The sequence below is a fragment of the Blautia sp. OF03-15BH genome (genome assembly GCF_003463065.1).
Lineage (GTDB): Bacteria > Bacillota > Clostridia > Lachnospirales > Lachnospiraceae > Limivivens.
Map to the genome: position 1 here is coordinate 16,126 of NZ_QSCM01000011.1, position 26,739 is coordinate 42,864.

The window sequence follows — 26,739 nt, forward strand, 5'->3', positions numbered from 1 at the left end:
GGAATTCATCCAACAGTCGCGAAAGCGGATTGTGCATGTCCGCTTTATTATTCGATAAAAAAGAAAAAGTGAGGTATCCATCATGAGCAAAAAGCATTATGCCGACAGAAATTTAAAATTTGAAACATTACAGCTTCATGTAGGACAGGAGCAGCCGGATCCGGTGACAGACGCAAGAGCGGTTCCGATCTATCAGACTTCTTCCTATGTATTCCGCAACTGCGATCATGCAGCAGCAAGATTTGATCTGAGTGATTCCGGAAATATTTATGGCCGTCTGACCAATCCGACAGAGGATGTTTTCGAGAAAAGAATCGCAGCACTGGAAGGCGGCGTGGCAGCACTGGCAGTTGCGTCCGGTGCAGCAGCCATCGCATATACGTTTCAGAATCTGGCACATGCAGGGGAACACATCGTTGCCGCAAAAAATATTTATGGAGGAACCTATAACCTGCTGGCGCATACGCTTCCGGAATACGGTATCAAAGCAACCTTTGTAGATCCGTTTAATTATGAAGAGGTAGAGAATGCCATTCAGGAAAATACCAGAGCCATCCATGTGGAAACGCTTGGAAATCCCAACTCTGATGTTGTGGATATCGAGAAGCTGGCAGCGATCGCTCATGCACATAAGATTCCGCTCGTAGTGGACAATACCTTTGCAACTCCGTATCTGGTACGTCCCATCGAGTACGGAGCAGATATTGTCGTTCATTCCGCTACAAAATTCATCGGTGGTCACGGTACGACCATCGGCGGTGTGATTGTGGACAGTGGAAAATTTGACTGGGAGGCAAGCGGTAAATTCCCGGCACTGGTGGAGCCGAATCCCAGCTACCACGGTGTAAGCTTTACAAAAGCTGCAGGTCCTGCCGCTTTCGTGACCAAGATCCGCGCTATTCTTCTTCGAGATACGGGAGCTACCATTTCTCCGTTCCATGCATTCTTCTTCCTGCAGGGGCTTGAAACACTGTCTCTTCGTGTAGAACGTCATGTGGAGAATGCTCTGAAGGTCGTTCAGTACCTGAATAACCATCCGCAGGTAGAAAAAGTACATCATCCCTCTGTTTCCAAAGATCCGGAGCAGCAGGCACTGTACAAGAAATATTTCCCGAACGGCGGCGGTTCCATCTTTACCTTTGAGATCAAAGGTGATGCCGAGACAGCCAAGAAATTCATTGATAATCTGGAACTGTTCTCTCTGCTGGCAAATGTGGCAGATGTGAAGTCTCTGGTGATCCATCCGGCTTCCACCACCCACGCACAGCTCAATGAAGAGGAGCTTGCTGACCAGGGGATCAAACCCAATACCATTCGTCTCTCCATTGGTACCGAAAACATCGATGATATCATTGAAGATATGGATGAGGCCTTCAAAGCCATTGCAGAATAATCTTTTTGCCTACCAATCCTTCCTATAAAAAACTTTACGGTAAAAGTCCCGTATCTACGCTGTCATGGCGCCGGATACGGGACTTTTTCTTTTCCTGGGTTTCAGGCCATCTGATTTACAGTTTTGTACTTATAAAGCATCTCGGCATGATTCTGTTCTTCAATCTGGATATCGGCCAGAAGTTTGCGAAGACCGCTTTCACCAAAATTAAAAACGTTGGTATTGTACTCTCCGGAAACCAGTTTTTCCGTTCCAATGCAGTCAGTGGCCAGAAAAGCATCATGCTGCTTGTCTTCCGGGCTCATCATGCCGTTATAGGAAGCCTTTGGCTCATAATCACGGCCCTGGGTGTCATTGCAGTTACAGGCCGGAAGCGTACCGGAAAGCACCTGGCTTAAGGACTGGTAATGCTCTTCTTCCTGCTTCTGGATGTTCTGAAACAGATTTTTAAGCTCCGGATCCCGCGCAGCCTCTGCATACTTTCCATACTTTTCCACGCAGCTTTTTTCCTGTGTCTGAAGATCCTGGATCACTGCCCGCTCTTTTTCTTTCAAAACAATACTCATCATGATTTCTTACATCCTTTCCTGATTGGTTACAGGAAAAGTATGGCCAGGATTGGAGGATTTATGCATAAAATCTCTTGATCATGGAAGGCGATTTTTGTCCTGTCTTGTGTACCCTGGAAGTATCTGTTTTACAGGCTTTCCGGGGTATCGGTCATTTTGTCTGGTATTGTAAAGCAGTGTCAGATTTGTCGTAAATTTGTGGTCAAAAAATGATGAGAAATGGAGAGTGCTAATAATATGAACGCAGGCTACGAAGTGACTGCGTTCATGAGCAAGTAGCGAAGCGGATTGCGAATGTCCACTGTTATGACGTATACTTTTCTTCGTAGAGATTATCTGAAAAACCATCGAAATTCAACCTATCAAGTGATACTTTTACAGGATACAATTGGAGAACACCTTCTGGAAGTAGACAAGACAGCCAGAGAACGGGAAGAAGTGATCCTGAAACTGTTGGAAGAAAAAGAACCATTACCGGATAAAGAGAAAGATCAGATTGCCTGGGTAAGAGCTGCTAATCAGCACAGAGCGATTGCGGAAGAGATTATTCTCAAGGAATTGATTTATCTGTGCTACAGCGAAAGGCTATGAAGCAATGACCGTAAGGAAAATCCAGAGAAACGGAGGAATGCATGTATGAGAAAAGAACGGAAAATCATCAATACAAATATCCGTTTGAATCTTTGCGATGAATAGGACAGGCAGGCATGGGAATATTTGCAGACGATGGACAGGGAAAATATAAATTATATACCAGAGCTGTTGTAGTAGCTTTGAATGACTATTTTTCCAGAGAGTACAGGAATAAAGCAGATCCGTATCTGGAAACCAGAGAAAAGGAAGATGCATTTTTGGAAAGACCGTTTGTAAAAGAATCTGTAGCCAAGATTAAAGATGATTCTGGAGTTGAAAAAATTGTAGTATAATGAAATTGATATTGGTATAAAAATTTATTGGTGCCTGGCACCTAGCACTCTTTGTAAATTTTGATGAGCAGCTTGTATTCGAGCAGTTGGATCAAGGCGAAAACGCTATCTGGAGTCTTATGCTGGCAAATGGATATTTAAAAGCGAGTCAAGTGGAATATCGGGGAATATTGAGAGAACCATGATATTATTTACATATTATAAAAAGTGTTAATAAGTTAAAATATCAATTATTATAGGAAAGGAAGTTCACATCGATGTTTCAACTATTATTACTTATCATTTACTTATCATTTATTAGTTTGGGATTGCCGGATGCGTTGCTTGGAGCAGCGTGGCCATCCATGTATCGGGAATTACACGTGTCGATATCATATGCAGGTGCAATTTCGATGATCATAGCATTTGGAACCATTATTTCCAGTTTGCAAAGTGATCGACTGACGAGAAAATTAGGAACGGGAAAGGTAACTGCAATCAGCGTAGCGATGACGGCGGTCGCGTTATTTGGATTCTCCACCAGTCATTCTTTTGTGGCTTTATGTTTGTGGGCGATTCCTTACGGACTCGGTGCAGGAAGCGTAGATGCTTCTCTGAATAATTATGTGGCATTACATTATGAGAGCAAACACATGAGCTGGCTGCATTGTATGTGGGGAATCGGTGCGGCAACAGGACCATACATTATGGGATATGTCTTGACAAACGGAAGAAGTTGGAATAGTGGATATCGTGTGATATCTGTATTGCAGATTATACTTACAATGATTTTGTTCTTCAGCCTTCCTCTGTGGAAGAATCGACCAGAGATTATAGATGACAATGGACAGGAAGTCTCAGCAAAAGCCTTATCTTTAAGAGAAGTTATCCGAATACCGGGAGCAAAAGAAATCATGGTATGCTTTTTCTGTTACTGTGCATTGGAACAGACCGCGGGATTGTGGGCAAGCAGTTATCTGTCATTATATAAGGGTGTATCTGCAGAAACAGCAGCAACATTTGCAAGCATGTTTTACATAGGAATTACCATTGGACGTGCGCTATGTGGATTTGTTACAATGAAATTAAATGATGTTCAGATGATTCGGTTAGGACAAGTGCTGATCGCGGTCGGAATCTTGATTATGTTCTTACCATTTGGTCAGACATTGTCATTGGTTGGCCTGATAGTGATCGGACTTGGATGTGCACCAATCTACCCATGCATAATCCATTCTACGCCAACGCATTTTGGTGCAGACAAATCACAGGCAATTATCGGGATACAGATGGCAAGTGCGTATGTGGGAACATTGTTGATGCCACCTGTTTTTGGATTGATTGCAAATCATATCACGGTTGCGTTATTGCCGGTGTACTTGTTTATTATTTTGATTTTGATGTTTGTGATGCATGAGGCGTTGACGAAGAAAAGCAGTATGCATAATAATGGGTGAAATATAAAGTGACTTGGAATGAGCTGTCGTTTTTAATATTCGACAGTTCTTTTTTTATTTGTGGGTCGGATATTTCCTGATGATAAAGAGCGCATAGAGGGATTTAGCATAATTGCAGAAATTATTCAACGCTGTTAAAGATGCATATATTCCTTAATGAATCCTGTGATTGCTGTTCGCTCCGTTCACAGCAACTTGGTCAAAATCCATTCCACTTGCTGTAAACTGTCAGGAATGCTATATTATAAGAAATATCTGTCGTACTGTACAGTTGTACCCAAAATAAAATGTATGGGAAAGACGGTGAAAAAATGATACCGCCTGTAAGAATACACGGACGGAAATGGGATGTGGAGGAATGGAGCATGTTTAAAGAAATTAGAGATGAACGGGCTTTCAACGGGATTTTAAATCAGATTATAGAGAACATTCAGAATAGCAGTCTCAAAGCGGGCGATGCCCTTCCGGCGGAGCGGACAATGGCGGAGATCATGGGAGTATCCAGACCGGCAGTCAGAGAAGCTTTGAGAGCATTGGAACTGCTGGGAATAGTCAAGCCGGTGCCGGGAGGCGGAAATTATATTACGGAGGACCTGGATACCTGGCTGATCGAACCCTTATCCATACTTTTTAAATTAAATAATGGATATCTGCGCCAGAATCAGCAGTTCCGTGCGGCACTGGAGCGAGAAGCGGCAATTCTTGCGGCACGAAAGTGCACACCGCTGGATGCAGCAGAATTATGGGTGATTCTTGCACGGCTGAACGCCGCAGAAGATGAAAAGATACGGGGTGAACTGGATCGCGAACTTCACAAGAAGATTGCAAAGATCGCAGGTAACCCGATGGTTTACTGTGTCCTTGCGGCAGCAGATCAGCTTACTGAGAATATTGTTTCCGGGACGAGAGACTACATTATGAAAAAGAATAATTCTGCCAGAGAGGTTGATGACCAGCATCATCGGCTTGTTGAGGCAATCATCAACGGAGATGCAGAACAGGCGGAACGATGTATGTCCGAACATATGGATACGATTGAACGTTATATGGAAGAAATGCAAAAAACATCCTGAGAAATTTTGGGCATTTTTACAGGATAAATTGATATGACCTCTATTGTATTTTGGTAATACCAGTGGTATAATTAAAATACAAATTGGTAATGCCAATAAATAAAATCGGCAAAACCAGAAAGAGGGACGAAACAATGGGATATGTGAAATGGTCATATGAGATACTGAATCATTTTTGCGGAGACGTATTCAAGGCGTTTGGTTTTACAGAGGAAGAAAGCAATCAGATCAAGGATGTGCTTCTTACGGCTGACCTTTATGGAATAGAAAGTCATGGCATGCAGAGAATGGTGCGTTATCATAAGGGAATCGAAAAGGGAACGATCCATCCGCAGGCAAAGCCTGAAATTGTATTTGAAACACCGATATCTGCAGTGATTGATGGTCATAATGGAATGGGACAGCTTATTTCCGTTTATGCAATGAAAAAAGCAATCGAAAAAGCCAAAAAGACCGGAGTTGGAATTGTAACTGTCCGTGAGTCCAATCATTTCGGTATCGCCGGATATTATGCAAAGATGGCGTGCGATGAGGGACTTCTGGGAATGGCCTGTACAAATTCAGAGGCTATTATGGTTCCTACGTTTGGCAAAAAAGCCATGCTTGGATCAAACCCAATCGCAGTAGCTATGCCGGCAGACCCGTATCCGTTTTTCTTTGACTGTTCTACCACGGTAGTTACAAGAGGAAAACTCGAAATGTACAACAAAAAGGAGAAACCACTTCCGGATGGATGGGCCCTGGACAAAGATGGTCATGCAAGTACAGATGCACCGGATGTCCTTTCCAATATTGTTGCAAAGAAGGGCGGTGGAATCATGCCCCTTGGTGGAAATGAAGAGGTTACAGGAAGCCACAAGGGATATGGATATGGTATGCTGTGTGAACTATTCAGTTCCATTCTTTCTATGGGCGTTACTTCGGATCATTGCTGCACATTCCCGGATAAAACAGGAATCTGTCATGGATTTATGGCAATCGATCCGGCTGCATTTGGTGATCCTCAAGCAATCCGCAGACACTTTTCAGAATACCTGGAAACTTTGAGAGAAAGTCCGAAGGCAGAAGGCAAAGATCGTATTTATACACATGGTGAAAAAGAAGTTTTGGCAGAAAAAGATAGAAGAGAGCATGGATTACCTGTAAACGATAATACGATGGTCGAACTTGCTAATCTGTGTGAATATCTCGGACTTGACTTTAATAAATATTTTGATGGATATGAGCTTCCAAAAGAAAGCAAATTCTTTACCGGTAATTATTAATAGATTAGAAGATTGCTGTGAACGGAGTGAACAGCAACAATAGAAGAGTCGAATGATACGGTTTCGCAAAATTTAAGATACCAGGGAGGACAATAGAAATGGATTATGCAAAAGAATCTTTAAGACTGCATGGAGAATGGAAAGGTAAGATTGAAGTTGTAACAAGAGTACCTGTAGAAAATAAGGATGATCTGTCACTTGCCTATACACCAGGTGTTGCACAGCCTTGTCTCGAAATCCAGAAGGATGTGGATAAATCTTATGATCTTACCAGAAGATGGAACATGTGTCTGGTAGTAACTGACGGTTCAGCTGTTCTTGGACTTGGAAATATCGGACCAGAGGCCGGAATGCCGGTAATGGAAGGAAAATGTGTACTTTTCAAGGCATTTGGCGATGTAGATGCATTCCCTCTTTGTATCAAGAGCAATGATGTAGATGAGATCGTTAATACAATTTATCTGATCTCCGGTTCTTTTGGCGGAGTAAATCTGGAAGATATTTCAGCACCGAGATGTTTTGAAATTGAGAAGAAATTAAAAGAAAAATGTGATATCCCGATTTTCCACGACGATCAGCATGGTACAGCGATTATCACTCTTGCCGGTCTGACCAACGCACTGAAGGTTGTAGGAAAGAAAAAAGAAGATGTTCGTATCGTTATGAACGGAGCAGGAGCTGCTGCAATTTCTATTGCACGTCTCCTTCTGACAGCAGGATTCAAAGATATCACTCTCTGCGACAGAAAGGGTGCAATCTACGAGGGACGCCCGGAAGGCATGAATCCGATCAAAGAAGAAATGGCTAAAGTTACTAACCTGGCTAAAAGATCCGGTTCTCTTGCAGAGATGCTGGTTGGCGCTGATGTATTTATCGGTGTTTCAGCACCGGGTGCTGTTACAACAGAGATGGTTAAGACCATGAACAAAGATGCAGTTGTTTTTGCATGTGCGAACCCGACTCCGGAGATTTTCCCGGATGATGCAAAGGCAGGCGGAGCAAAAGTTGTTTCCACAGGAAGAAGTGATTTCCCGAACCAGATCAACAACGTACTTGCTTTCCCGGGAATCTTCCGTGGTGCATTTGATGTGAGAGCAAAAGAAATCAATGACGAAATGAAATTGGCAGCGTCTGAAGCACTTGCAAATCTGATCACAGATGAGGAACTTTCTCCGGAGTATATCATTCCGAAGGCATTTGATAAGCGAGTAGGACCAGCGGTAGCCAAAGCGGTTGCTGAGGCAGCAAAGAGAACCGGTGTAACTCGTATTTAAAAAATATACATACATCACTGAAGGCCATGAAAGCGTGCCAGATAGAGGTTGTCGAATGAACGGATTACAAAAAGATATAGAATAAAGCAAAGCAGAAGGGGCTGTCGGTTAATATCACATTTCGGAATCATAATTTATAATAATTACGATTTCTGCTTTTTGCTAAAGTTAATGACATTGCGTAAAATCAAGGCTTCGCAAATTCTTCACAAAATAATTAGCACTCACCTATTGACAGAACAAAAAAACAAATGCTAGAATAAAAGTCCAAAACCATGCTACATGGAGTGGATTTTTCTAAAGCAAATGCTTTATTTTTCGCCACACAGCTCTGGAGACTCTGCTGTGTGGCACTTTTTTGTGTAAAAAAGAGGCAGGAGGTAAAAAATGGATCAAAGTTTTATGAAAGAGAAACCGATCATGCCTTTGGTGATCACTATGGCAATACCCATGACAATCTCTATGCTGGTCAATTCTCTGTACAACATCATTGACAGTTTTTATGTGGCGAAGATCAGCGAGCAGGCCATGACGGCACTCTCGCTCGTTTATCCGGCACAGAATCTTCTGATCGCTGTAACGGTAGGTTTTGCGATCGGTATGAATGCGGTGATTTCCTATTATCTGGGAGCTGGCTTGAAAAAGCTGGCAGATACGACGGCAACCCTCGGGCTGTTTTTTAATATCCTTCACAGTTTTCTCATCGGTATGCTTTGTATCATCGGGATGCCGGCATTTCTGGGACGGTTTTCCAGTGATCCTGAGATCCTTCGTCTGGGTACCCAGTATGCCAGAATCGTCTTTCTATTTGCAATTCCAAATGGTGCCGGGGTCTCTTATGAAAAAATGTTCCAGGCGATCGGCAGGATGAAGGTTTCTATGGTGAGCATGCTGGTGGGCTGTATTGTGAATATTATCCTGGATCCGCTGATGATCTTCGGCTTTGGCCCGCTTCCGGCCATGGGCATCGAAGGAGCTGCCTGGGCCACCGGAACCGGACAGGTGGTATCTCTGGTGATCTACCTGGCTGTTTATTTTAAAGACAGCGACAACATTCCGGTAAAAATTTCCTTAAAAAACATGCAGGACAGCGGAAAGACGCTAAAGAAGATCTATGGTATCGGAATTCCGGCTTCGCTAAATCTGGCGCTGCCCTCCTTTATGATCATGGTACTGAACGGTATCCTGGCGGCTTATTCCGCCTCCTATGTACTGGTGCTGGGTGCGTATTATAAGCTTCAGACCTTCATCTACCTGACCGGAAACGGCATCGTACAGGGAATGCGTCCCATCTGCGGCTACAACTACGGAGCGGGAGAGTACAAGCGCGTGAAAGCGATCTTTCAAGCAGGTCTGGAATTGATCAGCGTGGTCATGCTGGCAGGAACCGTGCTTTGCCTTCTGATCCCGGATCGGCTGATCGGCATTTTCACATCGAATCAGGAGACGGTTTTGCTGGGAAAAGAAGCCTTGCTCATTATCTGTCGAGGGTTTATCCTTTCCGGTGTGTCTGTGACGATTTCCGGTGTTTTTGAAGGGCTGGGAAAAGGAGTGGAATCGCTTACGATCTCTCTGATCCGGTATCTGGTCGTGCTTCTTCCGTTGGCGTTTCTGTTCAGTCGTTTTCAGGGGGCAGCCGGTGTCTGGCAGGCCTTCTGGGTGACAGAGCTTGTGGCTGCGGTGCTTTCCATAGTGCTTTTTGGACGGGTAATGGAAAAAATTTCCAAAGAAAAACGTTGACAGAGAAAAGAAATTTGTGTTATTATGACATCTGCAAAATTTTATAAGAACTTTTAAATGCAAATGGTAGTGAATTGACAACGGGTGTTGTCTGTAGCGAAAGTTACGGACGGCACCCGTTTTTTGTATGTCTGTTTGGGAATGCTTATGTCAGTGGGAGTTGAAAGCTCCCACTGACAGATCGCGAAGCGACTGCGTTCATGAGCAAGTAGCGAAGCGGATTGCGAATGTCCGCTTTACAATTCATTGCCGGAAGAGGAGGAAAATATGCCGCAGAATAAGAGAGAAAGTTTGATTTTTACTGTAATGATGTGTTTTTTTATGGTGTTTTTCATGAGCATTTATAACGTTGCCTGTCACCATGGTACGTTTAATCTGGAAATCATCAAGGACGCCTGGCTGGGTTTTCCTATTGCCTATTGTTTTGCCATGTGCTGTGACTGGTTTCTGGTATCCGGTCTGGCAAAAGGTTTTGCTTTTCGTTTCCTGGTAAAACCAGAGAGTGTACCGCTGAAAAAAGTCCTGGCAGTTTCTTGTTGTATGGTAGTTCCAATGGTTATCATCATGTCCTTTTACGGAGCAATGGAAGCTGTTATCAGCGGGGGTGCCGGATGGGATCAGCTGCTTCTGATCTGGATTTTCAATATTCCAAGAAACTTTATCATGGCACTGCCTCTTCAGCTTCTGGTTGCAGGTCCTGTTATCCGAGGACTTTTCCGGAGACTGTTTCCGGAAGGAACTGTGCTGGCTTAAGAGAATCCTTGTTTTCCCTGGCTATGGATGTGTCTGTCATCCATAGCCAGGAATTTTTTATATGAAAAGCTGATCCCGGCGTAATTTCCCTTGGAATACAAAAAAGCCCCGGAAAATCCAGGGCGTAAGAAAAGCGCGAGACGGGACTCGAACCCGCGGCCTCGACCTTGGCAAGGTCGCGCTCCACCAACTGAGCCACTCGCGCATTTGCTTTTGAGATGTTGTCTCAAGCACAGGTCATATATTACTATAGAATTTTCGGTTTGTCAACAGGTAAAGTGAAAAAAATTGAAAAAATTTTCAAAATGAGATATAATGAGCCACGACAGTATGGAAAGACCCGTGGAAACGGGAGTGGAACAGAAAGGATTCATCAGAATATTTATGAAAACATTGCTGATCGCGATCAATGCGAAATACATTCATTCCAATCTGGCAGTCTACAGTCTGAAGGCCAGTGCCGGATCCTGGAAGGATGAGGTGGAGATCGCAGAATATACCATCAATCATCTTCGGGAGGATATCCTTGCAGATATTTACAGGCGAAAACCGGACGTGGCAGCTTTTTCCTGCTATATCTGGAACATGGAATATGTGCAGTCACTCTTGAAGGATCTGAAAAAGATTCTGCCGGACACGGAGATCTGGCTGGGCGGCCCGGAGGTCTCGTATGACTGTGAAGAGGTTCTGGAGCGGGAACCGAATGTCCGGGGAGTTATGACAGGCGAAGGTGAGACGACTTTTCGGGAACTTCAGTCCTGGTATCACGGAGAAGGAAGACTCTCGGACATCCGGGGACTGGTCTACCGTGATGAAGAGGGAAAGTTCTGTCATACCGGCATCCGGGAATACGAAAAACTGGATGATCTTCCCTTTGTCTATGAAGATATGACAAAATTTCAGAACCGGATCATCTATTATGAAAGCAGCAGAGGCTGCCCTTTTTCCTGCAGTTATTGTCTTTCTTCTATTGACAAGAGGGTGCGCTTCCGAAGTCTTCCTCTTGTGAAAAAGGAATTGGCATTTTTTCTGGAACATCGGGTTCCCCAGGTGAAATTTGTGGACCGGACCTTTAATGTGAATCATGCCAGGACAAAAGAACTTCTCCGTTTTCTGAAAGAACAGGATAATGGCGTTACGAATTTTCATTTTGAGATCTCGGCAGACCTTTTGGATGAGGAGGAGATTGACCTTCTGAATGGCCTGCGGCCCGGCCTGGTACAGCTGGAGATCGGTGTCCAGTCTACAGACGGAGCGGTTCTGGGAGCAATCCACCGGACTGCGGATTTTGAAATCATTGCGGATAAAGTGCGGAAGATCCAAAAAGGCCGGAATGTCCATCAGCATCTGGATCTTATTGCCGGTCTTCCCTATGGTACACCAGAGGAATTCCGAAGTTCCTTTAACGATGTTTACCGTCTTCGGCCGCAGCAGTTTCAGCTGGGTTTTCTGAAGGTTTTAAAAGGCTCAGAAATGGGACAAAGAGCCGGAGAATTCGGTGTGGTACGGACAGAACGTCCGCCTTATGAGGTACTTTCCACCAAATGGCTGAGCTATGGGGATGTGCTGAAGATCAAAGGCATCGAGGAGATGGTAGAGGTCTATTATAACAGTTGGCAGTTTGCACGTACCGTGGAACTTCTGACGGAAGAATTTGAAGATTTTTTCGGGCTTTATGAGGCACTGGCAGATTTCTACGAGAAGCAGAACTATAACGGGCGGAGCCATTCCAGGATGGAGCGTCTTCTGATCTTGCGGGAATTTGCCCTTTCCATAAACCGGGACAGAAAGGTTTCGTTTGAGCAGGCACTACTGATGGATCTTTATGCCCGGGAAAAGAGTAAGAGCCGTCCGGCCTTTGCACCGGATCTTTCCGGCAAAAAAAATGAGATTTACGAGTTTTATAAAAAAGAAGCGGAGGCACACCGGTATCTTACCGGGGAAACGTATGAGGGCATGAATGCACGCCAGCTTCTGAATCAGACGCATCTGGAAATCCTTTCCGGAGAAAAGGAAGAGTGGTACCTTTTTGATTATCAGAAAAGGGATCCTTTGACCGGTGATGCCAGGATCGTCCAGATTTATTGAGAAGATAAGGAGAAGACAAATGACAGAAGAGATCATAGCCCTGGATCTTGAGACCACGGGGCTGAACCCAAGGACCGATCAGATCCTGGAACTCGGAGCGGCACGCATCCGGAATGGCCGGGTGGAAGACACCTATGCGGCTTTTATCAATATTGGAAAAAAGATACCGGAGTTTATCGTAGGGCTGACCGGAATCACAGATGAGATGGCGGAAGGAGGTCTTCCTCTTGGGGAAGCACTGGATGGTTTCCTTGATTTTTGCGGAGAAGCACCGATCCTGGGTCATAACATTCTTTTTGATTACAGTTTTCTGAAACAGAAGCTGGCCAATGCCGGCCGGAACTTTGACCGGGAAGGCATCGATACGCTGGCTCTTGCAAAGAAATTTCTGCCGGAACTTCCCAGCCGTACGCTGGAAGCTCTCTGCCTGCACTATGGAATCAGCCAGGAGAAGAAACATCGGGCTTATGAGGATGCACTTTCTGCCTATCACCTCTATGAATGTCTGAGCCGGGAGTTTTTCTCTGTAAGCCCTGTGGCGTTTGAGCCGAAACAGCTGGTTTATCAGGTGAAGAAAGAGAGTCCTGTTACGATTTCACAAAAACGGTACTTGAATGATTTGATAAAATATCATAGAATAGAAACGGATGCTGTCCTGGAGAAACTGACCAAAAGTGAGGCGTCCAGAATGATCGACAACATTATTTCCCAGTATGGAAAGATCAAGAGGTGAAAGATATGATGAATTTCAACAATAAAAAAACGCAGAAAACCATTGCAGCAGTGATCTGCCTTCTTCTGGTGATCGCGATGATCCTGCCCATGGTTTTAAGCTACCTGGAGTAAGTCGGCAAGAGGAGTCACTGAATGAAAAAAAGAAAGAAAATAAGCCTGATCCTGACAGCCTGCACAGCTTTTGTTCTGGCAGCGGAAGGTTCTGCTCTGGCAGATGATACAGAGACAATCAGTAAAAATGTTTATATCGGAGGCGTGAATGTTTCCGGCATGACAGAGGAGCAGGCGACAAAAGCAGTAGAAGAGAAGCTGGGAAAGGGAACCGGCGGAAACTATACCGTTAAGCTTGGCGATGAAGAGATCCATGCCACCGCAGAGGATTTTGGGATGGAGTGGACCAACCGTGAGGTTGTTCATGAGGCACTGGAAGTAGCCAAGGGCGGCAATCTCATCAAACAGTATAAAGAGAAAAAAGATCTGCAGGTGGAACCAAAGAATTTTGACGTAGCGTATGCGCCCAATGAGCAGGCAGTCAAAACCTACGTAGAGAAGCTTGCAGCAAAATATAACCGGGATCCGGAAGAAGGAGATATCACATTTTCAAACGGATATCCGGAGGTAACAGGCGGAGAGACTGGGATCGCAGTCAATGTGGATCAGTCGGTTTCCACCATTATGAAAGAACTGAAGGGTGACGGTACGGAGCTTACGGTTGCTGCGGAGGTCCAGAAGCCTTCCGTTACGAAAGAAGAGCTGAGTCTGGTAAAAGACGTGCTGGGAACAGCGACCACGTATTATGGTTCCTCTTACGAGAGAAATACCAACGTGGAAGTGGGAGCGTCCAAGATCAATGGTACGCTTCTCATGCCGGGAGAATCCTTCTCAGTGACGGCAGCAGTAACGCCTTTCAATGCCGATAACGGCTATTATCCGGCTCCCTCCTATGAGAGCGGCCAGGTGGTGGACACTTATGGCGGTGGTATCTGTCAGGTTTCCACGACCCTTTATAATGCGGTCCTGAAAGCAGAACTTCAGGTGAACGAGCGTCACAATCATACCATGCTGGTCTCCTATGTGGATCCGTCCAAGGATGCAGCCATTGCAGAAGGCCTGATGGATTTTGTATTTACCAATAATACAGATGCTCCTATCTATATTTATGGTGTGGGGTATCAGGGAACGCTGAATTTTACCATTTATGGTCATGAGACCAGAGATCCGAACCGTTCGATTTCTTTCCGGAGCGAGACCTTGAGTCAGACGGATGCCAGCACTAATATCAAACTGGTGGCGAAGGCGGATCAGAACATTGGTTATCTGAATCAGACACAGAGTGCTCATCAGGGACTGGAGGCTGTACTTTGGGAGGATATTGTCAATCCAGATGGAAGCACAGATACGATTCAGGTCAATTCCAGCAGTTATCAGGCATCACCGGCCATTTATGAGGTAGGTATTGTTTCACCAAATGCCCAGGCATCCGCAGCGATTCAGACCGCTATTGCCAATAATGATCTGGCAACTGTTCAGGCGGTTATCAATGGAAGCTACGGTTCGACCACGACCCCTGAGACGAGTGCACCGGAAACGACCGCACCTGAGACGAGTGCGCCTGAGACGAGTGCACCGGAAACAAGTGCGCCTGAGACGAGTGCACCGGAAACAAGTGCCCCCGAAACCTCTGCACCGGAAACGAGTGCACCGGAAACCTCTGCACCAACGCAGGATCCATCAGGTGATATGGATGACAATGTACTTCCGGATCCGGGCCAGGACGTAACGGTGATCCAGTAGCAGGGTAGGATTTTGGTATATCCAGGCCAAAACATCTTAAGGAATCGTTGCTGTTGGGTGGTCAACAGAAATTTATAGAAAGAAAAAGAAAGGGTGCCGTATGACATCAAAAGCGTACGGTGCCCTATTTTTATCTCCACCGATCTTGGAGGAGCAAAAGAAAGGGGATAGATATTTGCATACCATGGTAACAGACGGCAGCTCCCGTCTCAGACCGGGCATGGAACTGGTCCTGACCAGATGGATTGCCCTTTCCGGGACAGCAAAGCTGGCTGTAGAAAAGGAAGAAGAGCTTCTGAAACGCTTTCCGGAGACTCTGGTGCGGGAAGCACAGCATTTTTCGGATCTGGAAGAGATCAAAGAAACACTGGAGATTGCCGGGCGTGTCGGGACAGATTCCGGAACCGGTGAAGAGGAAAAGGAGTATTATCCATTGGGAGAAGGCGGCATCCTGAAAGCACTTTGGGAGATCGCAGACCAGGCTGGCCTGGGACTGAGTGCAGAACTTCGGAAGCTTCCGATCCGCCAGGAGACCGTAGAGATCACAGAGCTTTTTGATCTGGATCCCTATCGGATGGACTCAAAAGGCGCTGTGCTCATTGGTACCTTCCATGGCATGGAGCTTACCGAAGAACTGAAACGGGCGGGGATCCCGGCGACAGTGATAGGAAGAGTCAGCAAAGGACCGGAACGGATCCTTTACAATCAGGAAATCAAACGATACATCGAAAAACCAGCAAGAACAGAGAAAAAGGAGAATGAAGGATGAGAGAAGCAATCTTAACATTTCTGGAAAAAAACAGCCGGATCGATCTGAAGGAACTGGCAGTGATCCTGGGTACCGATGAGGCGACCGTTGCCAACGAAATCGCAAAAATGGAGCAGGAACACATTATCTGCGGTTATCATACGCTGATCGACTGGGACAAGACCTCCGCAGACAAGGTGACTGCCCTGATCGAGGTCCGCGTGACCCCTCAGAGAGGGCAGGGCTTTGATTCCATCGCTGAGCGGATCTACAATTATCCGGAAGTCCGTTCTGTGTATCTGATCTCCGGTGCATTTGACCTTATGGTGATCCTGGAAGGAAAGACACTGAAAGAAGTTTCCGGTTTTGTATCCGATAAGCTTTCCACGCTGGATTCTGTTTTGAGTACAGCGACTCATTTTATCCTGAAAAAATACAAAGACCACGGAACGATCTTTGAGAAAAAAACAAGAGATGAAAGGATGCCGGTGACCTTATGAGAGACCCTCTGACAAAAAAAGTAATGGATATCGCACCTTCCGGTATCCGGAAATTTTTTGATATTGTAAGTGAAATGGACAATGTGATCTCTCTCGGTGTTGGAGAACCGGATTTTGATACGCCCTGGCACATCCGTGACGAGGGTATCTACAGTCTGGAGAAGGGCCGTACGTTCTATACGTCTAATGCAGGCTTGAAAGAACTCCGTGAGGAGATCTGCCGTTATCTGAAACGCCGGTTTGCACTGGACTATGATCCGGTAACAGAGACACTGGTAACGGTGGGAGGCAGTGAGGCGATCGACCTTGCCATGCGTGTCATGCTGGATCCCGGAGATGAAGTCCTGATCCCGGAGCCCTGCTATGTTTCCTATGTCCCCTGTTGTACGCTGGCCGGAGGAAAGCCGCATATCATCGAGCTTCAGGCAAAAAACGAATTCCGGCTGACAAAAGAAGAGCTTCTGGAACACATCAATGAAAAGACAAAGATCCTGGTCCTGCCCTTCCCGAACAATCCCACCGGTGCCATTATGAGCCGGGAAGATCTGGAGGCGATTGCAGAAGTTGTAGAGGAAAAGGATCTGTTTGTCCTTTCGGATGAGATTTATGCAGAGCTTACCTACGGCGGTAATCACGTTTCGTTTGCTTCCCTGCCGGGAATGAAGGAGCGGACCATTACCATCAATGGTTTTTCCAAATCCCATGCCATGACGGGCTGGCGCCTGGGCTATGCCTGCGGTCCGGCAGCCATTATCCGGCAGATGACAAAGGTTCATCAGTTTGCCATTATGTGTGCACCGACAAACAGCCAGTATGCAGCTGTGGAGGCTCTCCGGAACGGTGATTCCGACGTGGAGGAGATGCGTCAGGCCTATAATGGCCGCCGCCGGTATCTGCTCCATGCGTTTGAAGAGATGGGACTTCCCTGTTTTGAACCCAAGGGTGCGTTTTATGTATTTCCATCCATTCAGAAATTCGGTATTTCTTCTGATGAGTTTGCAGAACGTCTTCTCCGGGAAGAACGGCTGGCCGTCGTTCCCGGAACGGCTTTTGGAAGCTGTGGAGAAGGCTTCCTCCGGATCTCCTATGCGTATTCCCTGGAAGATCTGAAAAAGGCGCTGGAGCGTCTGAAACACTTCATTGAGAAGCTGGAAGGGGGAAGATAAGATGGCAAAACTGAATATCGTTCTCCTGGAGCCGGAGATCCCCTCCAATACGGGAAATATCGGCCGGACCTGCGTGGCTACCGGGACCAGGCTGCATCTTATCGAACCTCTGGGCTTTCGCCTTACCGAGAAAAATCTGAAGCGTGCCGGAATGGATTACTGGAAGGATCTCGATGTGACGACCTACATCAATTATGAAGATTTTCTGGAAAAGAATCCGGGAGCCAAGATCTATATGGCCACGACCAAAGCACCGCAGGTTTATACCGATGTTTCTTATGAGCCGGACTGTTATATCATGTTCGGCAAAGAAAGCGCCGGCATTCCGGAGGAGCTTCTTCTGGAAAATCAGGAACGGGCGGTTCGGATTCCGATGATCGGGAACATCCGTTCTCTGAACCTGGCCAATTCCGTGGCGGTTGTGCTTTATGAGGCTTTAAGACAGAATCATTTTGACCACATGCGTCTGGATGGTCATCTGACCAGATACGACTGGAAATAAAAAAACGGCAGAAAACAGAAAGGATCAGACTTCTGTTTTCTGCCGTTTTTTATGAGGCACTCTGCAGCGTAAAGGTAAATTCGCTTCCGACGCCTTCGGTGCTTACTACATTGATATTTTCGCCATGCGCCTGTATGATCTCTTTTACGATAGCAAGACCAAGACCGGTGCCCTTCTTGTCTTTTCCTCTGGAAAGATCTGTTTTATAAAAACGGTCCCAGATCTTCGGCAGGGAATCCTGGGGGATCCCAAGGCCGGTATCCTTGATGGAAACAAAGACTTTCTCACGCTTCAGCAGGGTTTCCATGTAAATGATGGAATGATCCGGACTGAATTTTATCGCATTGTCGATGAGATTATAAAGAACCTGCTGGATCTTTTCCTTATCTGCATGGACCGGAAGGCAGGGCTCGTCAAAAAGAAGCGAAAAACGGATTCCACGGGCATTGCAGCGGCCTTCAAAGGTTTCCAGAGTCTTTCGGATGACCTCGTTGATATCAAAATCGCTCATCTCCATCAGATATCCGTTGTCATCAAAGGTGTTCAGTGTGAGAAGGCCTTTTGTGAGCTTTTCCAGGCGCTCTGTTTCGGAAAGGACGATGTTCAGGTAGCGGTCCTGCATCTCCACCGGGATCGTTCCGTCCAGAATGGCTTCCACATAGCCTTTGATGGAAGTGAGAGGGGAACGGAAATCGTGAGAAATGTTGGAAATGAACTTTCTCTGGTTTTCGCCTCCTTTTCCGGCCTGTCCGGCGAGAACCTGGAGACTGGCACCAAGATATTCCAGCTCATCGGCCGGTTCTTTGATGAATCTGTAATCCAGATTTCCGGCGGCATATTCTTCGGCGGCATAGATGAGCCGGTCCAGCGGACGGCTGACAAGAAACCAGAAGCCGAGAACCAGGATCAGCGAAAGACCCAGGATCGCAAGAAGAATAAGGTAGGAAATATTCAGGATGGAATTACATTCCCGTTCGATCTTTGAGAGATAGCAGTGGATGATGAGATAGCCCTTTACGGTGTCACCGGAGGTGACCGGGCTGCCTACACTCAGGACATCACTGGAATAATAGCCGAAAAAGGTGCCGATCTGGTAGTAGCTGCCTGTAAACGCTTCCGAATCCATTTCCGGAAGCGTTTTCGGATCATCGGTCTCTTCAAAAGGCCGGGAGGTGTCGATCAGGATATTTCCGGAGATGTCCGTCAGCCAGATGGTGGAATTCTGGTAAGCTGCCGCGGAAGAAAGAAAATGATAGAGATCATCCCGGGAGCTTAAGGACTTCATATAAGACTGGATCAGAGAGCCGGAGGCGATCCGGCTGGCATCCTGATAGAGACCGTCCGCGACGCTTTTTGTCACATATTTTCTGGCAAGAGACATACCGAAGGTGGAAACGGTAAGAAAACTCAGCAGGGCAAACAGAGCGTAAAGGATGGCAAATTTTACCCGGAGGCGTTTTTTCATGGATGTTTCACCTCGAATTTGTAGCCGATGCCCCAGACAGTGGAGATGGACCATTCCTCATGATCCTTGATCTTTTCACGGAGCCGTTTGATATGGACATCTACGGTACGGGTATCGCCCATATATTCATAGCCCCAGATGTGATCCAGCAGCTGTTCCCTGGTGAAAACCTGATTGGGAGAAGCTGCAAGAAAATAGAGAAGCTCCAGTTCTTTTGGGGGCATGTCAATGGTTTTGCCGCGGTAGATCACAGAATAGTTGGTCTGATTGACAATGAGATCCGGATATTCCACAATTTTTCCTTTGGGCTTGTCTGTTCCGTTTTTGTCCGGCTGAAAACGGCGCAGCACTGCTTTGACCCGGGCCACCAGCTCCTTGGAGTCAAAAGGTTTGATGATATAGTCGTCTGCACCAAGTTCCAGTCCAAGGACCTTATCAAAGATTTCACCCTTGGCAGAGAGCATGATGATGGGGACGTTGGATCGCTGACGGATCTCCCGGCAGACCTGATAACCATCCATACCTGGCAGCATCAGATCCAGGAGAATCAGATTCGGAGCGAACGAATCAAAGCTTCGAAGAGCGGCCTCGCCGTCGCCCACGATCCGGGTATCAAAACATTCTTTGTTGAGATAGAGGGCGATGAGCTCTGCAATATTGCTGTCATCGTCCACGATCATGATTTTCTGTTTTGCAGCCATGTTTTGTGCCTCGCTTTCCTGAACAGTTACTATTTTTTAAAGGTTACGATGGTAACGCCTGCGTCTCCCTCGCCGAACTCACCCAGATGATATTCCTCCACAATCTTGCAGCGGCGCAGGTAGTTGTGTACGGCTTTTCTGAGCGCACCGGTTCCTTTCCCGTGAACAATGCGGACAGAGGGAAGGTGGGCAATATAAGCGTCATCCAGATATTTATCCAGTTCGGAAACGGCTTCGTCTGAGGTTTTTCCGAGGAGATTCAGCTCAATGCCGACAGAAGCAGACTTGGACATTTTAATCTTTCCGCTTCCGGTACGGTTGAAGCTGGGGGCTGTGATCACCGGTTCGTCAATGCGTTCCAGATCACGCAGATTGACCTGTGACCGGAGAATACCCATCTGTACGAAAAGATTTCCTTTGGCATCCGGCAGGGTGCTGACGGTTCCTTTGAGGTTCAGGCTCAGGACTTTTACACTGTCACCCACACGGAGTTCTTTGGGATTGATGGTCTTTTTCGCTTTGGCAGGAGCTTTTTTCGCCATGTTTTTCTCTGTGGCATTCATTTTTTCGCGGAGACGGGTCCGTTCCCGTTCCATGTCGCTGATGGAAACGCCGGCGGCTTTGCCGTATTTATTGAAATTCTTGATCGTTTCATCTGCATATTCTTTGGCTTCCCGCAGGATGGCATGGGCTTTTTCATTGGCTTCGGCGAGGATCCGCTCTCTGGAAGAATCCAGACGTTCCTGTTTCTGCTCCAGCTGGGCCTTGAGGGAAGCTGCTTCGGCTTTGTAACGGGCCAGCTCTTCCTGTTCTTTTTCAATGGTGATCCGGCTGTGTTCCAGATCGCTTAAAAGATCCTCAAAGCTTTCATCCTGTTCACTGATCCGGCTCTTTGCATCCTCGATGATATGCTCCGGCAGACCGAGTTTTCCGGAGATGGCAAAGGCATTACTCTTTCCGGGAACGCCGATGAGGAGGCGGTACGTGGGACGTAAGGTCTCCAGGCTGAATTCACAGCAGCCGTTTTCCACACCGGGAGTGGTGAGAGCAAAGACTTTTAACTCACTGTAATGGGTGGTAGCCATAGTACAGGTTCCCCGGCTGTGAAGCTCGTTTAAAATGGCAATGGCAAGAGCCGCTCCCTCTGTAGGGTCGGTACCGGCGCCGAGCTCATCAAAAAGCACCAGAGAACGGTCTGTCGCTTCCTTCAGGATAGACACAGTATGTGTCATATGGGAAGAGAAGGTACTCAAGGACTGCTCAATGCTCTGTTCATCTCCGATATCAGCAAAGACCTCATCAAAAACAGAGAGCTCGGAATGGTCAAAAGCAGGGATGTGAAGACCGGCCTGTCCCATAAGTGTGAAGAGGCCGACGGTTTTTAAGGAAACGGTCTTACCACCGGTATTGGGACCAGTGATGACCAGCAGCCGGAAGTCTTTTCCCATCCAGATATCAATGGGAACCACATTCTTTTTATCCAGCAGAGGGTGGCGGCCTTTTTTGATGTTGATATGGCCTTTCTCATTAAAAACGGGTTCCGTTCCATTATAGGATTTACTCAGCATGGCCCGGGCGAAAATGAAATCCAGGCGGGTCAGGATCCGGAAGTTGTCTGCGATATTTTCATTTTCTGCGGCAGCAGCGTTGCTGAGCTCTGCAAGGACCGCTTCAATGGCTTTCTGTTCCTGAAGCTCCAGTTCCCGCAGCTCATTGTTGAGTTTGACAATGGCCATGGGCTCAATGAAAAGAGTAGAGCCGGTAGAGGACTGGTCATGGATCATGCCTGGTACCTGACCTTTGTATTCTGCTTTGACCGGAACGCAGTAGCGGCCGTTTCTCATAGTGATCACGGCATCCTGAAGATAGCTTCTCGAGGAACCGTTGACCAGAGAGGCCAGCTGTGTGTGGACGCGGTCGTTGGTCTGGCGGATGGAGCGGCGGATCCTGGAAAGAGCCGGGCTTGCATCAGCTGCGATTTCATCTTCGGACAGGATACAGCGGTAGATCTCATTGTAGAGACCGGACAGCGGCTGAAGATTGTCAAACATATCATCCAGGGAATCTTTTTCACGGTCGGAATTCTCCAGCCGGCCAAAAGATTTCACCCGTGAGGTAGTCTCCAGAAGCTTCGCAATCCGAAGAAGTTCCAGTGTGCTTAAGGATCCGCCAATCTCCAGGCGCTTCAGAGAGCCGCGGACATCCTGGACGCCGGAAAAAGAGATGCTTCCCCGCTGATAGATGCGGCTTAAGGCATCAGAGGTCTGTTTCTGGGCTGCTTCAATCTCCGTAATATCGGAAGACGGCTTTAAATTCCGGCAGAGCTCTTTTCCAATGGAAGAGCCGGCCAGTTCTGTGAGCCGGTCGATGATCTTTGTATATTCCAGGGTTCGTAATGCTTTTTCGTTCATGATAAATCTCCATTCTGAAAACTGGTAACGATTCAAAATCCATCTCAACGGCTGTCCGCCAAATAGATTTTCGGCAAAAAGTGTTCATTCATGCAAGGATGCTTACAATTCCTGCCGGAAATCTGCCAGGTTCTGAATAGTTACAAAAAAAATAACAGGAAGTTATCTTCATTCTATCCTATATTCCCCGGATTGCAAAGAACAAATTCATAAAATGTTCATATCTTTCTGGTAAACTATTTACGAAATGTGCGCTGACTTTTGACGGAGGACTTGTAAATATGTCAGAAGATGAAAAGAAAAAAGATGTTTTTATCCAGGAACAGATTAGAAAAAAACCTTTCTACAGGCGAAAATGCTTTCAGCGGACCGTGCGGGGAACTGTAGCCATTGTGCTTTTAGGTGTTTCTGCCGGAGGAACTTTTGCGTTTGTTCAGCCTTTGGCATTGCAATATAGAAAGGAAAAGGATAAAATGGTCGTTGTTAGCAGTGAAACAGAAAGAGAGACTGCCGCTGCAGAAAAAGTGACGGAAACAGCGGCCCGGGAAGAGGATCTCAGTAATTATGAGCAAGTTTATATAAAAATGGCGGCCGCCGCAGATGAAACAAAAAAATCCATTGTTACGCTTACGGGAGTCACCAGTGAACTGGATCTTTTTAACGACATCAGAGAGAGCAGCCGCAGTGTGGCAGGTGTCATTATCAGTAAGACAGACAAGGACCTTCTGATCCTCACAGAGAAGGATACCATTGACGATACAGACAGCATCAAGGTTACCTTTGAAGATGGAACTCTGGCGGATGGCTGGATCCAGGATTCGGATGAGATTTCCGATTTGGCTGTGGTGAAGGTTTTTTCCAAAGACCTCAGTGAAGAAACGACTGCTTATGTGGAAGCGGCAAATTTTGTGGATTCCGGAGAAACGAAGATCGGGGATCCCATCATAGCCCTGAGTGTCGGCTATGTTTCTTTTGGCATGGTAACGTCACAGCCCTATCTTTCTCTCTGTGATGGCAGTTATCGGCGGATCAATACGGATATCATCGGAAAAAATGAAGACGGCGGTGTCCTTATCAATCTGGAAGGACAGATCATAGGTGTTCTGGGTCCTGATATAAAAGAAGGAGATTCTTCTACTTTAAATGGAGTGGAGATTCTGGAGATCGGAAATCTGGTCAATGCTCTTGCAAATAAGACTACCCTTCCTTATCTTGGGATCACCGGAAAAAATGTGACAGATGCTCTGGCAAAAGAGCTTGGTATGCCGAAAGGCATCATTGTCATGCAGACGGAGGAGGGTTCGCCTGCCATGAAAAACGGGATTCAGCCAACCGATGTGATCACTGCGCTTGACGACAGCTCCGTGGAAAGTGTGCAGGATTATATGAATATCCTGCGGAAGAAAAAGCCGGGAGATACCATTTCTGTAAATCTCTGGCGGAAATGGAAAAATGATTACAAAGAGACAAAGATAACTATCACACTGGCAAAACGCTGAGAGACAGCGTGTTGTATAGAAAGGAAAAAGAATGAAGTATATTGAAACACTGCGGGAAGGTGAAAAGTTAGGAGATATTTATCTCTGTAAATCCAGACAGTCCGCCCTTACCAAAAGCGGAAAAGCCTATGAAAATGTGATTCTTCAGGATAAGACAGGCACACTGGATGCCAAGATCTGGGATCCGGGTTCTCCGGGAATCGGCGACTTTGATGCTCTGGATTACGTCTATGTGGTGGGAGATGTGACAAGCTTTCAAGGTTCCCTGCAGCTCTCTATCAAACGGGCGACCCGTGCGGACGAGGGAGAGTATGATCCATCAGACTATCTTCCTATGAGCCGGAAAAATATCGATGAGATGTATCAGGAATTAATGAAATATATGAAAAAAATCAAAAATCCGTTTCTTCTGAAGCTGGCTGAGAGCTTTTTCGTGGAAAATGAAGCGTTTATCCGCCTTTTTAAAAACCATTCCGCGGCAAAAAGTGTACATCATGGCTTTGTGGGAGGCCTTCTGGAGCATACCTTGAGCGTAGTGAAGCTCTGTGATTTTTATGCGGATCAGTATGATTATCTGAACCGTGATCTTCTGATCACGGCAGCCATGTTCCATGACATCGGAAAGACCAAAGAGCTTTCTGCTTTTCCGGCCAATGACTATACGGATGACGGACAGCTTTTAGGCCATATCGTGATCGGCGTGGAACTGGTTGGCCTCGGGATCCGCCGGATCCCGGATTTCCCGAAACGTCTTGCCAGTGAGCTCAAACATTGTATCGTGGCACATCACGGGGAACTGGAGTATGGTTCGCCGAAGAAACCGGCACTGGCAGAGGCAGCAGCACTGAATTTTGCGGACAATACGGATGCACGGATGGAAACTTTCCGTGAGATCCTCATGGGGACTGCCACTACAGATGAGTGGCTGGGATACAATCGTTTTGTAGACTCCAATGTGAGGAGGACCACAGAATTTTGAAAAAAGATGATTTGATCGAAGTTACAATAGAAGATCTGAGTGAAGACGGGACCGGGATCGGAAAATACGACGGAATGACATTTTTTATCAAAGATGCAGTCATCGGTGACCGGATCCGTGCCAAGATCATGAAACTGAAAAAAACTTACGGTTTTGCCCGTCTGATGGAGGTTTTGACTCCTTCCGCAGACCGTGTGACTCCGCTTTGTCCGGTAGCCCGCCAGTGTGGCGGCTGTCAGATCCAGGCTATGAGTTATGAAGCCCAGCTGGCTTTTAAAACCAGAAAAGTAGAGAACAATCTCAGACGGATCGGTAAATTTGAAAAGATTCCAATGGAAACCATCATCGGCATGGAGGAGCCTTTCCATTATCGGAACAAGGCCCAGTTTCCTTTTGGAAAGAACCGGGACGGAAAGACAGTCACAGGTTTTTATGCCGGCCGTACCCACAGCATCATTGAGAACACCAGCTGCTATCTGGGAAAAGAAGTCAATGAAACGATCCTTCGGAAGATCCTGATCTGGATGAATGCTTATTTTGTGGATCCTTATGATGAAGCCACGGGAACAGGCCTTGTACGTCATTGTCTGATCCGCAGCGGATTCCGCACGGGGGAGATCATGGTCTGTCTTGTCATCAATGGCAGTAAGATCGTAGGGGGGGATGCACTGGTGGATTCCCTCAAGACCATTCCGGGAATGACCAGTATCTCTCTCAATGTAAATCGGGAAAAAACCAATGTGATCCTAGGAAGCGAAATCATCAATCTCTGGGGCCGTCCTTACATTGAGGACTATATCGGAGAGGTAAAATACCAGATCTCACCGCTTTCCTTTTTCCAGGTAAATCCCGTTCAGACGGAGCGGCTTTATGGAAAAGCCCTGGAATATGCAGGACTGACCGGAGAAGAGACCGTATGGGATCTTTATTGTGGGATTGGCACCATTTCTCTCTTTCTGGCACAGAAGGCAAAGAAGGTCTATGGGGTGGAAATTATCCCGGATGCCATAGAAGACGCCCGCAGAAACGCAGCATTAAACGGCTTTGCCAATGCGGAATTTTATGTGGGAAAAGCAGAGGAAGTGCTTCCTGAAAAATATGAAAAAGAGGGCATTCAGGCAGATGTCATCGTAGTGGATCCGCCCCGGAAAGGCTGCGACGAAGCCCTCCTTTCCACCATGGTAAAAATGCAGCCGGAACGGATCGTTTACGTCAGCTGTGACAGCGCCACCCTGGCACGCGATCTTCGCTATCTCTGCGACCACGGCTATGCCCTCCGGCGCGTCTGCCCGGCAGATATGTTTCCACAGACTGTGCATGTGGAGACGGTGGTACTTTTGTCCCAACATCGAGACAAGAGTACTTGTCTCGATGAACGCGGCAGTCGGCAAATCGAGATGCAAGCATCTCGGCTTGCCTCGTTGCTCGCGCAAAAACCAGATGACACGATAGAGATCGACTTAGACTTAGATGAGCTGGATGCAACCAGTGCAGAGACGAAAGCGACCTATCAGGAAATCAAAGATTATGTGCTGAAAGAATTTGGCTTGAAGGTTTCAAGTTTATATATTTCTCAGGTAAAACGCAAATGTGGAATTGAAGTGGGAGAAAACTATAATCTTCCAAAATCAGAAAATGCAAGAGTTCCACAATGCCCGAAAGAGAAGGAAGAAGCTATCAAGGCTGCCCTGAAATATTTTGCGATGATCTAAGGAAATCGCT

At 46.6% G+C, this 26,739-nt stretch carries 24 protein-coding genes and 1 tRNA gene; 20 read left to right on the forward strand and 5 right to left on the reverse strand.

What is annotated here, in order from left to right; all coding sequences use genetic code 11:
* The first annotated feature begins 82 nt into the window (after positions 1–82).
* Positions 83–1,393, forward strand: a complete 1,311-nt coding sequence (locus DXA57_RS11840; RefSeq protein ID WP_117767588.1) for an O-acetylhomoserine aminocarboxypropyltransferase/cysteine synthase family protein — start codon at positions 83–85, stop codon at positions 1,391–1,393.
* A 101-nt stretch (positions 1,394–1,494) separates the two neighbouring features.
* Here DXA57_RS11840 and DXA57_RS11845 read toward each other — a convergent pair whose 3' ends face one another.
* On the reverse strand, positions 1,495–1,953 hold the full coding sequence (locus DXA57_RS11845) for a ferritin-like domain-containing protein (protein ID WP_117767629.1): 459 nt from the start codon (positions 1,951–1,953) through the stop codon (positions 1,495–1,497).
* A gap of 315 nt (positions 1,954–2,268) precedes the next feature.
* Between DXA57_RS11845 and DXA57_RS11850 the strand changes: the two genes are divergently transcribed.
* From DXA57_RS11850 to DXA57_RS11885, 8 genes are all read left to right on the forward strand, one after another.
* Entirely contained in the window at positions 2,269–2,553 is a 285-nt protein-coding gene (locus DXA57_RS11850; RefSeq protein WP_243005785.1) for a TnpV protein, read from the forward strand.
* A gap of 116 nt (positions 2,554–2,669) precedes the next feature.
* On the forward strand, positions 2,670–2,888 hold the full coding sequence (locus tag DXA57_RS11855; RefSeq protein WP_243005786.1) for a hypothetical protein: 219 nt from the start codon (positions 2,670–2,672) through the stop codon (positions 2,886–2,888).
* Between the two features lie 257 nt (positions 2,889–3,145).
* Complete coding sequence (locus tag DXA57_RS11860) at positions 3,146–4,324, forward strand: MFS transporter (protein WP_117767589.1); 1,179 nt, start codon at positions 3,146–3,148, stop codon at positions 4,322–4,324.
* Between the two features lie 365 nt (positions 4,325–4,689).
* Positions 4,690–5,397, forward strand: coding sequence for a FadR/GntR family transcriptional regulator (locus tag DXA57_RS11865; RefSeq protein ID WP_117767590.1), 708 nt, complete (start codon positions 4,690–4,692; stop codon positions 5,395–5,397).
* Positions 5,398–5,531: 134 nt separating this feature from the next.
* Positions 5,532–6,662: an Ldh family oxidoreductase gene (locus tag DXA57_RS11870; RefSeq protein ID WP_117767591.1), complete on the forward strand. Its 1,131-nt coding sequence runs from the start codon at positions 5,532–5,534 to the stop codon at positions 6,660–6,662.
* Between the two features lie 98 nt (positions 6,663–6,760).
* On the forward strand, positions 6,761–7,936 hold the full coding sequence (locus DXA57_RS11875) for an NAD(P)-dependent malic enzyme (protein WP_117767592.1): 1,176 nt from the start codon (positions 6,761–6,763) through the stop codon (positions 7,934–7,936).
* Between the two features lie 387 nt (positions 7,937–8,323).
* Positions 8,324–9,676, forward strand: coding sequence for an MATE family efflux transporter (locus DXA57_RS11880; RefSeq protein ID WP_117767593.1), 1,353 nt, complete (start codon positions 8,324–8,326; stop codon positions 9,674–9,676).
* A gap of 267 nt (positions 9,677–9,943) precedes the next feature.
* A complete protein-coding gene (locus DXA57_RS11885) occupies positions 9,944–10,429 on the forward strand; it encodes a DUF2798 domain-containing protein (protein ID WP_117767594.1) in 486 nt (161 codons plus the stop codon).
* 132 nt (positions 10,430–10,561) lie between these two features.
* On the opposite strand, the gene DXA57_RS11890 is transcribed toward DXA57_RS11885, so the two are convergent.
* Positions 10,562–10,634 (reverse strand) — tRNA-Gly (locus tag DXA57_RS11890).
* Between the two features lie 179 nt (positions 10,635–10,813).
* Here DXA57_RS11890 and DXA57_RS11895 point away from each other — a divergent pair.
* The 8 genes from DXA57_RS11895 (at position 10,814) to DXA57_RS11925 (ending at position 17,962) form a co-directional block, all read left to right on the forward strand.
* The gene (locus tag DXA57_RS11895) at positions 10,814–12,517 is read left to right on the forward strand and encodes a B12-binding domain-containing radical SAM protein (protein WP_117767630.1); all 1,704 of its coding nucleotides are present in this window, start codon (positions 10,814–10,816) and stop codon (positions 12,515–12,517) included.
* A gap of 19 nt (positions 12,518–12,536) precedes the next feature.
* Positions 12,537–13,250 (forward strand): 3'-5' exonuclease, encoded by a 714-nt coding sequence (locus DXA57_RS11900; RefSeq protein ID WP_117767595.1) that lies wholly within the window; start codon positions 12,537–12,539, stop codon positions 13,248–13,250.
* A 5-nt stretch (positions 13,251–13,255) separates the two neighbouring features.
* Positions 13,256–13,363 carry a synaptobrevin-B gene (locus tag DXA57_RS17825; RefSeq protein WP_199612727.1) on the forward strand — a complete coding sequence of 36 codons (108 nt, stop codon included), beginning with the start codon at positions 13,256–13,258 and terminating at the stop codon, positions 13,361–13,363.
* A gap of 21 nt (positions 13,364–13,384) precedes the next feature.
* A complete protein-coding gene (locus tag DXA57_RS11905) occupies positions 13,385–15,046 on the forward strand; it encodes a VanW family protein (RefSeq protein ID WP_117767596.1) in 1,662 nt (553 codons plus the stop codon).
* 184 nt (positions 15,047–15,230) lie between these two features.
* Entirely contained in the window at positions 15,231–15,815 is a 585-nt protein-coding gene (locus tag DXA57_RS11910) for an AIR synthase-related protein (protein ID WP_243005790.1), read from the forward strand.
* Entirely contained in the window at positions 15,812–16,294 is a 483-nt protein-coding gene (locus DXA57_RS11915; protein WP_117767598.1) for an Lrp/AsnC family transcriptional regulator, read from the forward strand. The genes DXA57_RS11910 and DXA57_RS11915 overlap by 4 nt, the downstream gene beginning before the upstream one ends.
* Positions 16,291–17,460: an aminotransferase class I/II-fold pyridoxal phosphate-dependent enzyme gene (locus DXA57_RS11920; protein WP_117767599.1), complete on the forward strand. Its 1,170-nt coding sequence runs from the start codon at positions 16,291–16,293 to the stop codon at positions 17,458–17,460. Before DXA57_RS11915 ends, DXA57_RS11920 begins: the two co-directional genes overlap by 4 nt.
* A 1-nt stretch (position 17,461) precedes the next feature.
* Positions 17,462–17,962 carry a tRNA (cytidine(34)-2'-O)-methyltransferase gene (locus DXA57_RS11925; protein ID WP_117767600.1) on the forward strand — a complete coding sequence of 167 codons (501 nt, stop codon included), beginning with the start codon at positions 17,462–17,464 and terminating at the stop codon, positions 17,960–17,962.
* Positions 17,963–18,011: 49 nt separating this feature from the next.
* Here DXA57_RS11925 and DXA57_RS11930 read toward each other — a convergent pair whose 3' ends face one another.
* Genes DXA57_RS11930 through DXA57_RS11940 form a run of 3 tightly spaced genes read right to left on the reverse strand, consistent with a single transcriptional unit; the run spans position 18,012 to position 22,539 of the window.
* Positions 18,012–19,427 carry a sensor histidine kinase gene (locus tag DXA57_RS11930; RefSeq protein WP_117767601.1) on the reverse strand — a complete coding sequence of 472 codons (1,416 nt, stop codon included), beginning with the start codon at positions 19,425–19,427 and terminating at the stop codon, positions 18,012–18,014.
* The gene (locus tag DXA57_RS11935; RefSeq protein ID WP_117767602.1) at positions 19,424–20,128 is read right to left on the reverse strand and encodes a response regulator transcription factor; all 705 of its coding nucleotides are present in this window, start codon (positions 20,126–20,128) and stop codon (positions 19,424–19,426) included. Before DXA57_RS11935 ends, DXA57_RS11930 begins: the two co-directional genes overlap by 4 nt.
* Before the next feature lie 29 nt (positions 20,129–20,157).
* Positions 20,158–22,539 (reverse strand): endonuclease MutS2, encoded by a 2,382-nt coding sequence (locus DXA57_RS11940; protein WP_117767603.1) that lies wholly within the window; start codon positions 22,537–22,539, stop codon positions 20,158–20,160.
* 281 nt (positions 22,540–22,820) lie between these two features.
* On the opposite strand from DXA57_RS11940, the gene DXA57_RS11945 reads away from it, so the two are divergent.
* The 3 genes from DXA57_RS11945 to rlmD are packed head-to-tail and all read left to right on the forward strand — an operon-like array spanning position 22,821 to position 26,729.
* Positions 22,821–24,038, forward strand: coding sequence for a S1C family serine protease (locus DXA57_RS11945; protein ID WP_117767604.1), 1,218 nt, complete (start codon positions 22,821–22,823; stop codon positions 24,036–24,038).
* A gap of 31 nt (positions 24,039–24,069) precedes the next feature.
* Entirely contained in the window at positions 24,070–25,017 is a 948-nt protein-coding gene (locus DXA57_RS11950; protein WP_117767605.1) for a 3'-5' exoribonuclease YhaM family protein, read from the forward strand.
* Complete coding sequence (gene rlmD / locus DXA57_RS11955; protein WP_117767606.1) at positions 25,014–26,729, forward strand: 23S rRNA (uracil(1939)-C(5))-methyltransferase RlmD; 1,716 nt, start codon at positions 25,014–25,016, stop codon at positions 26,727–26,729. Before DXA57_RS11950 ends, rlmD begins: the two co-directional genes overlap by 4 nt.
* The last annotated feature ends 10 nt before the right edge of the window (positions 26,730–26,739 follow it).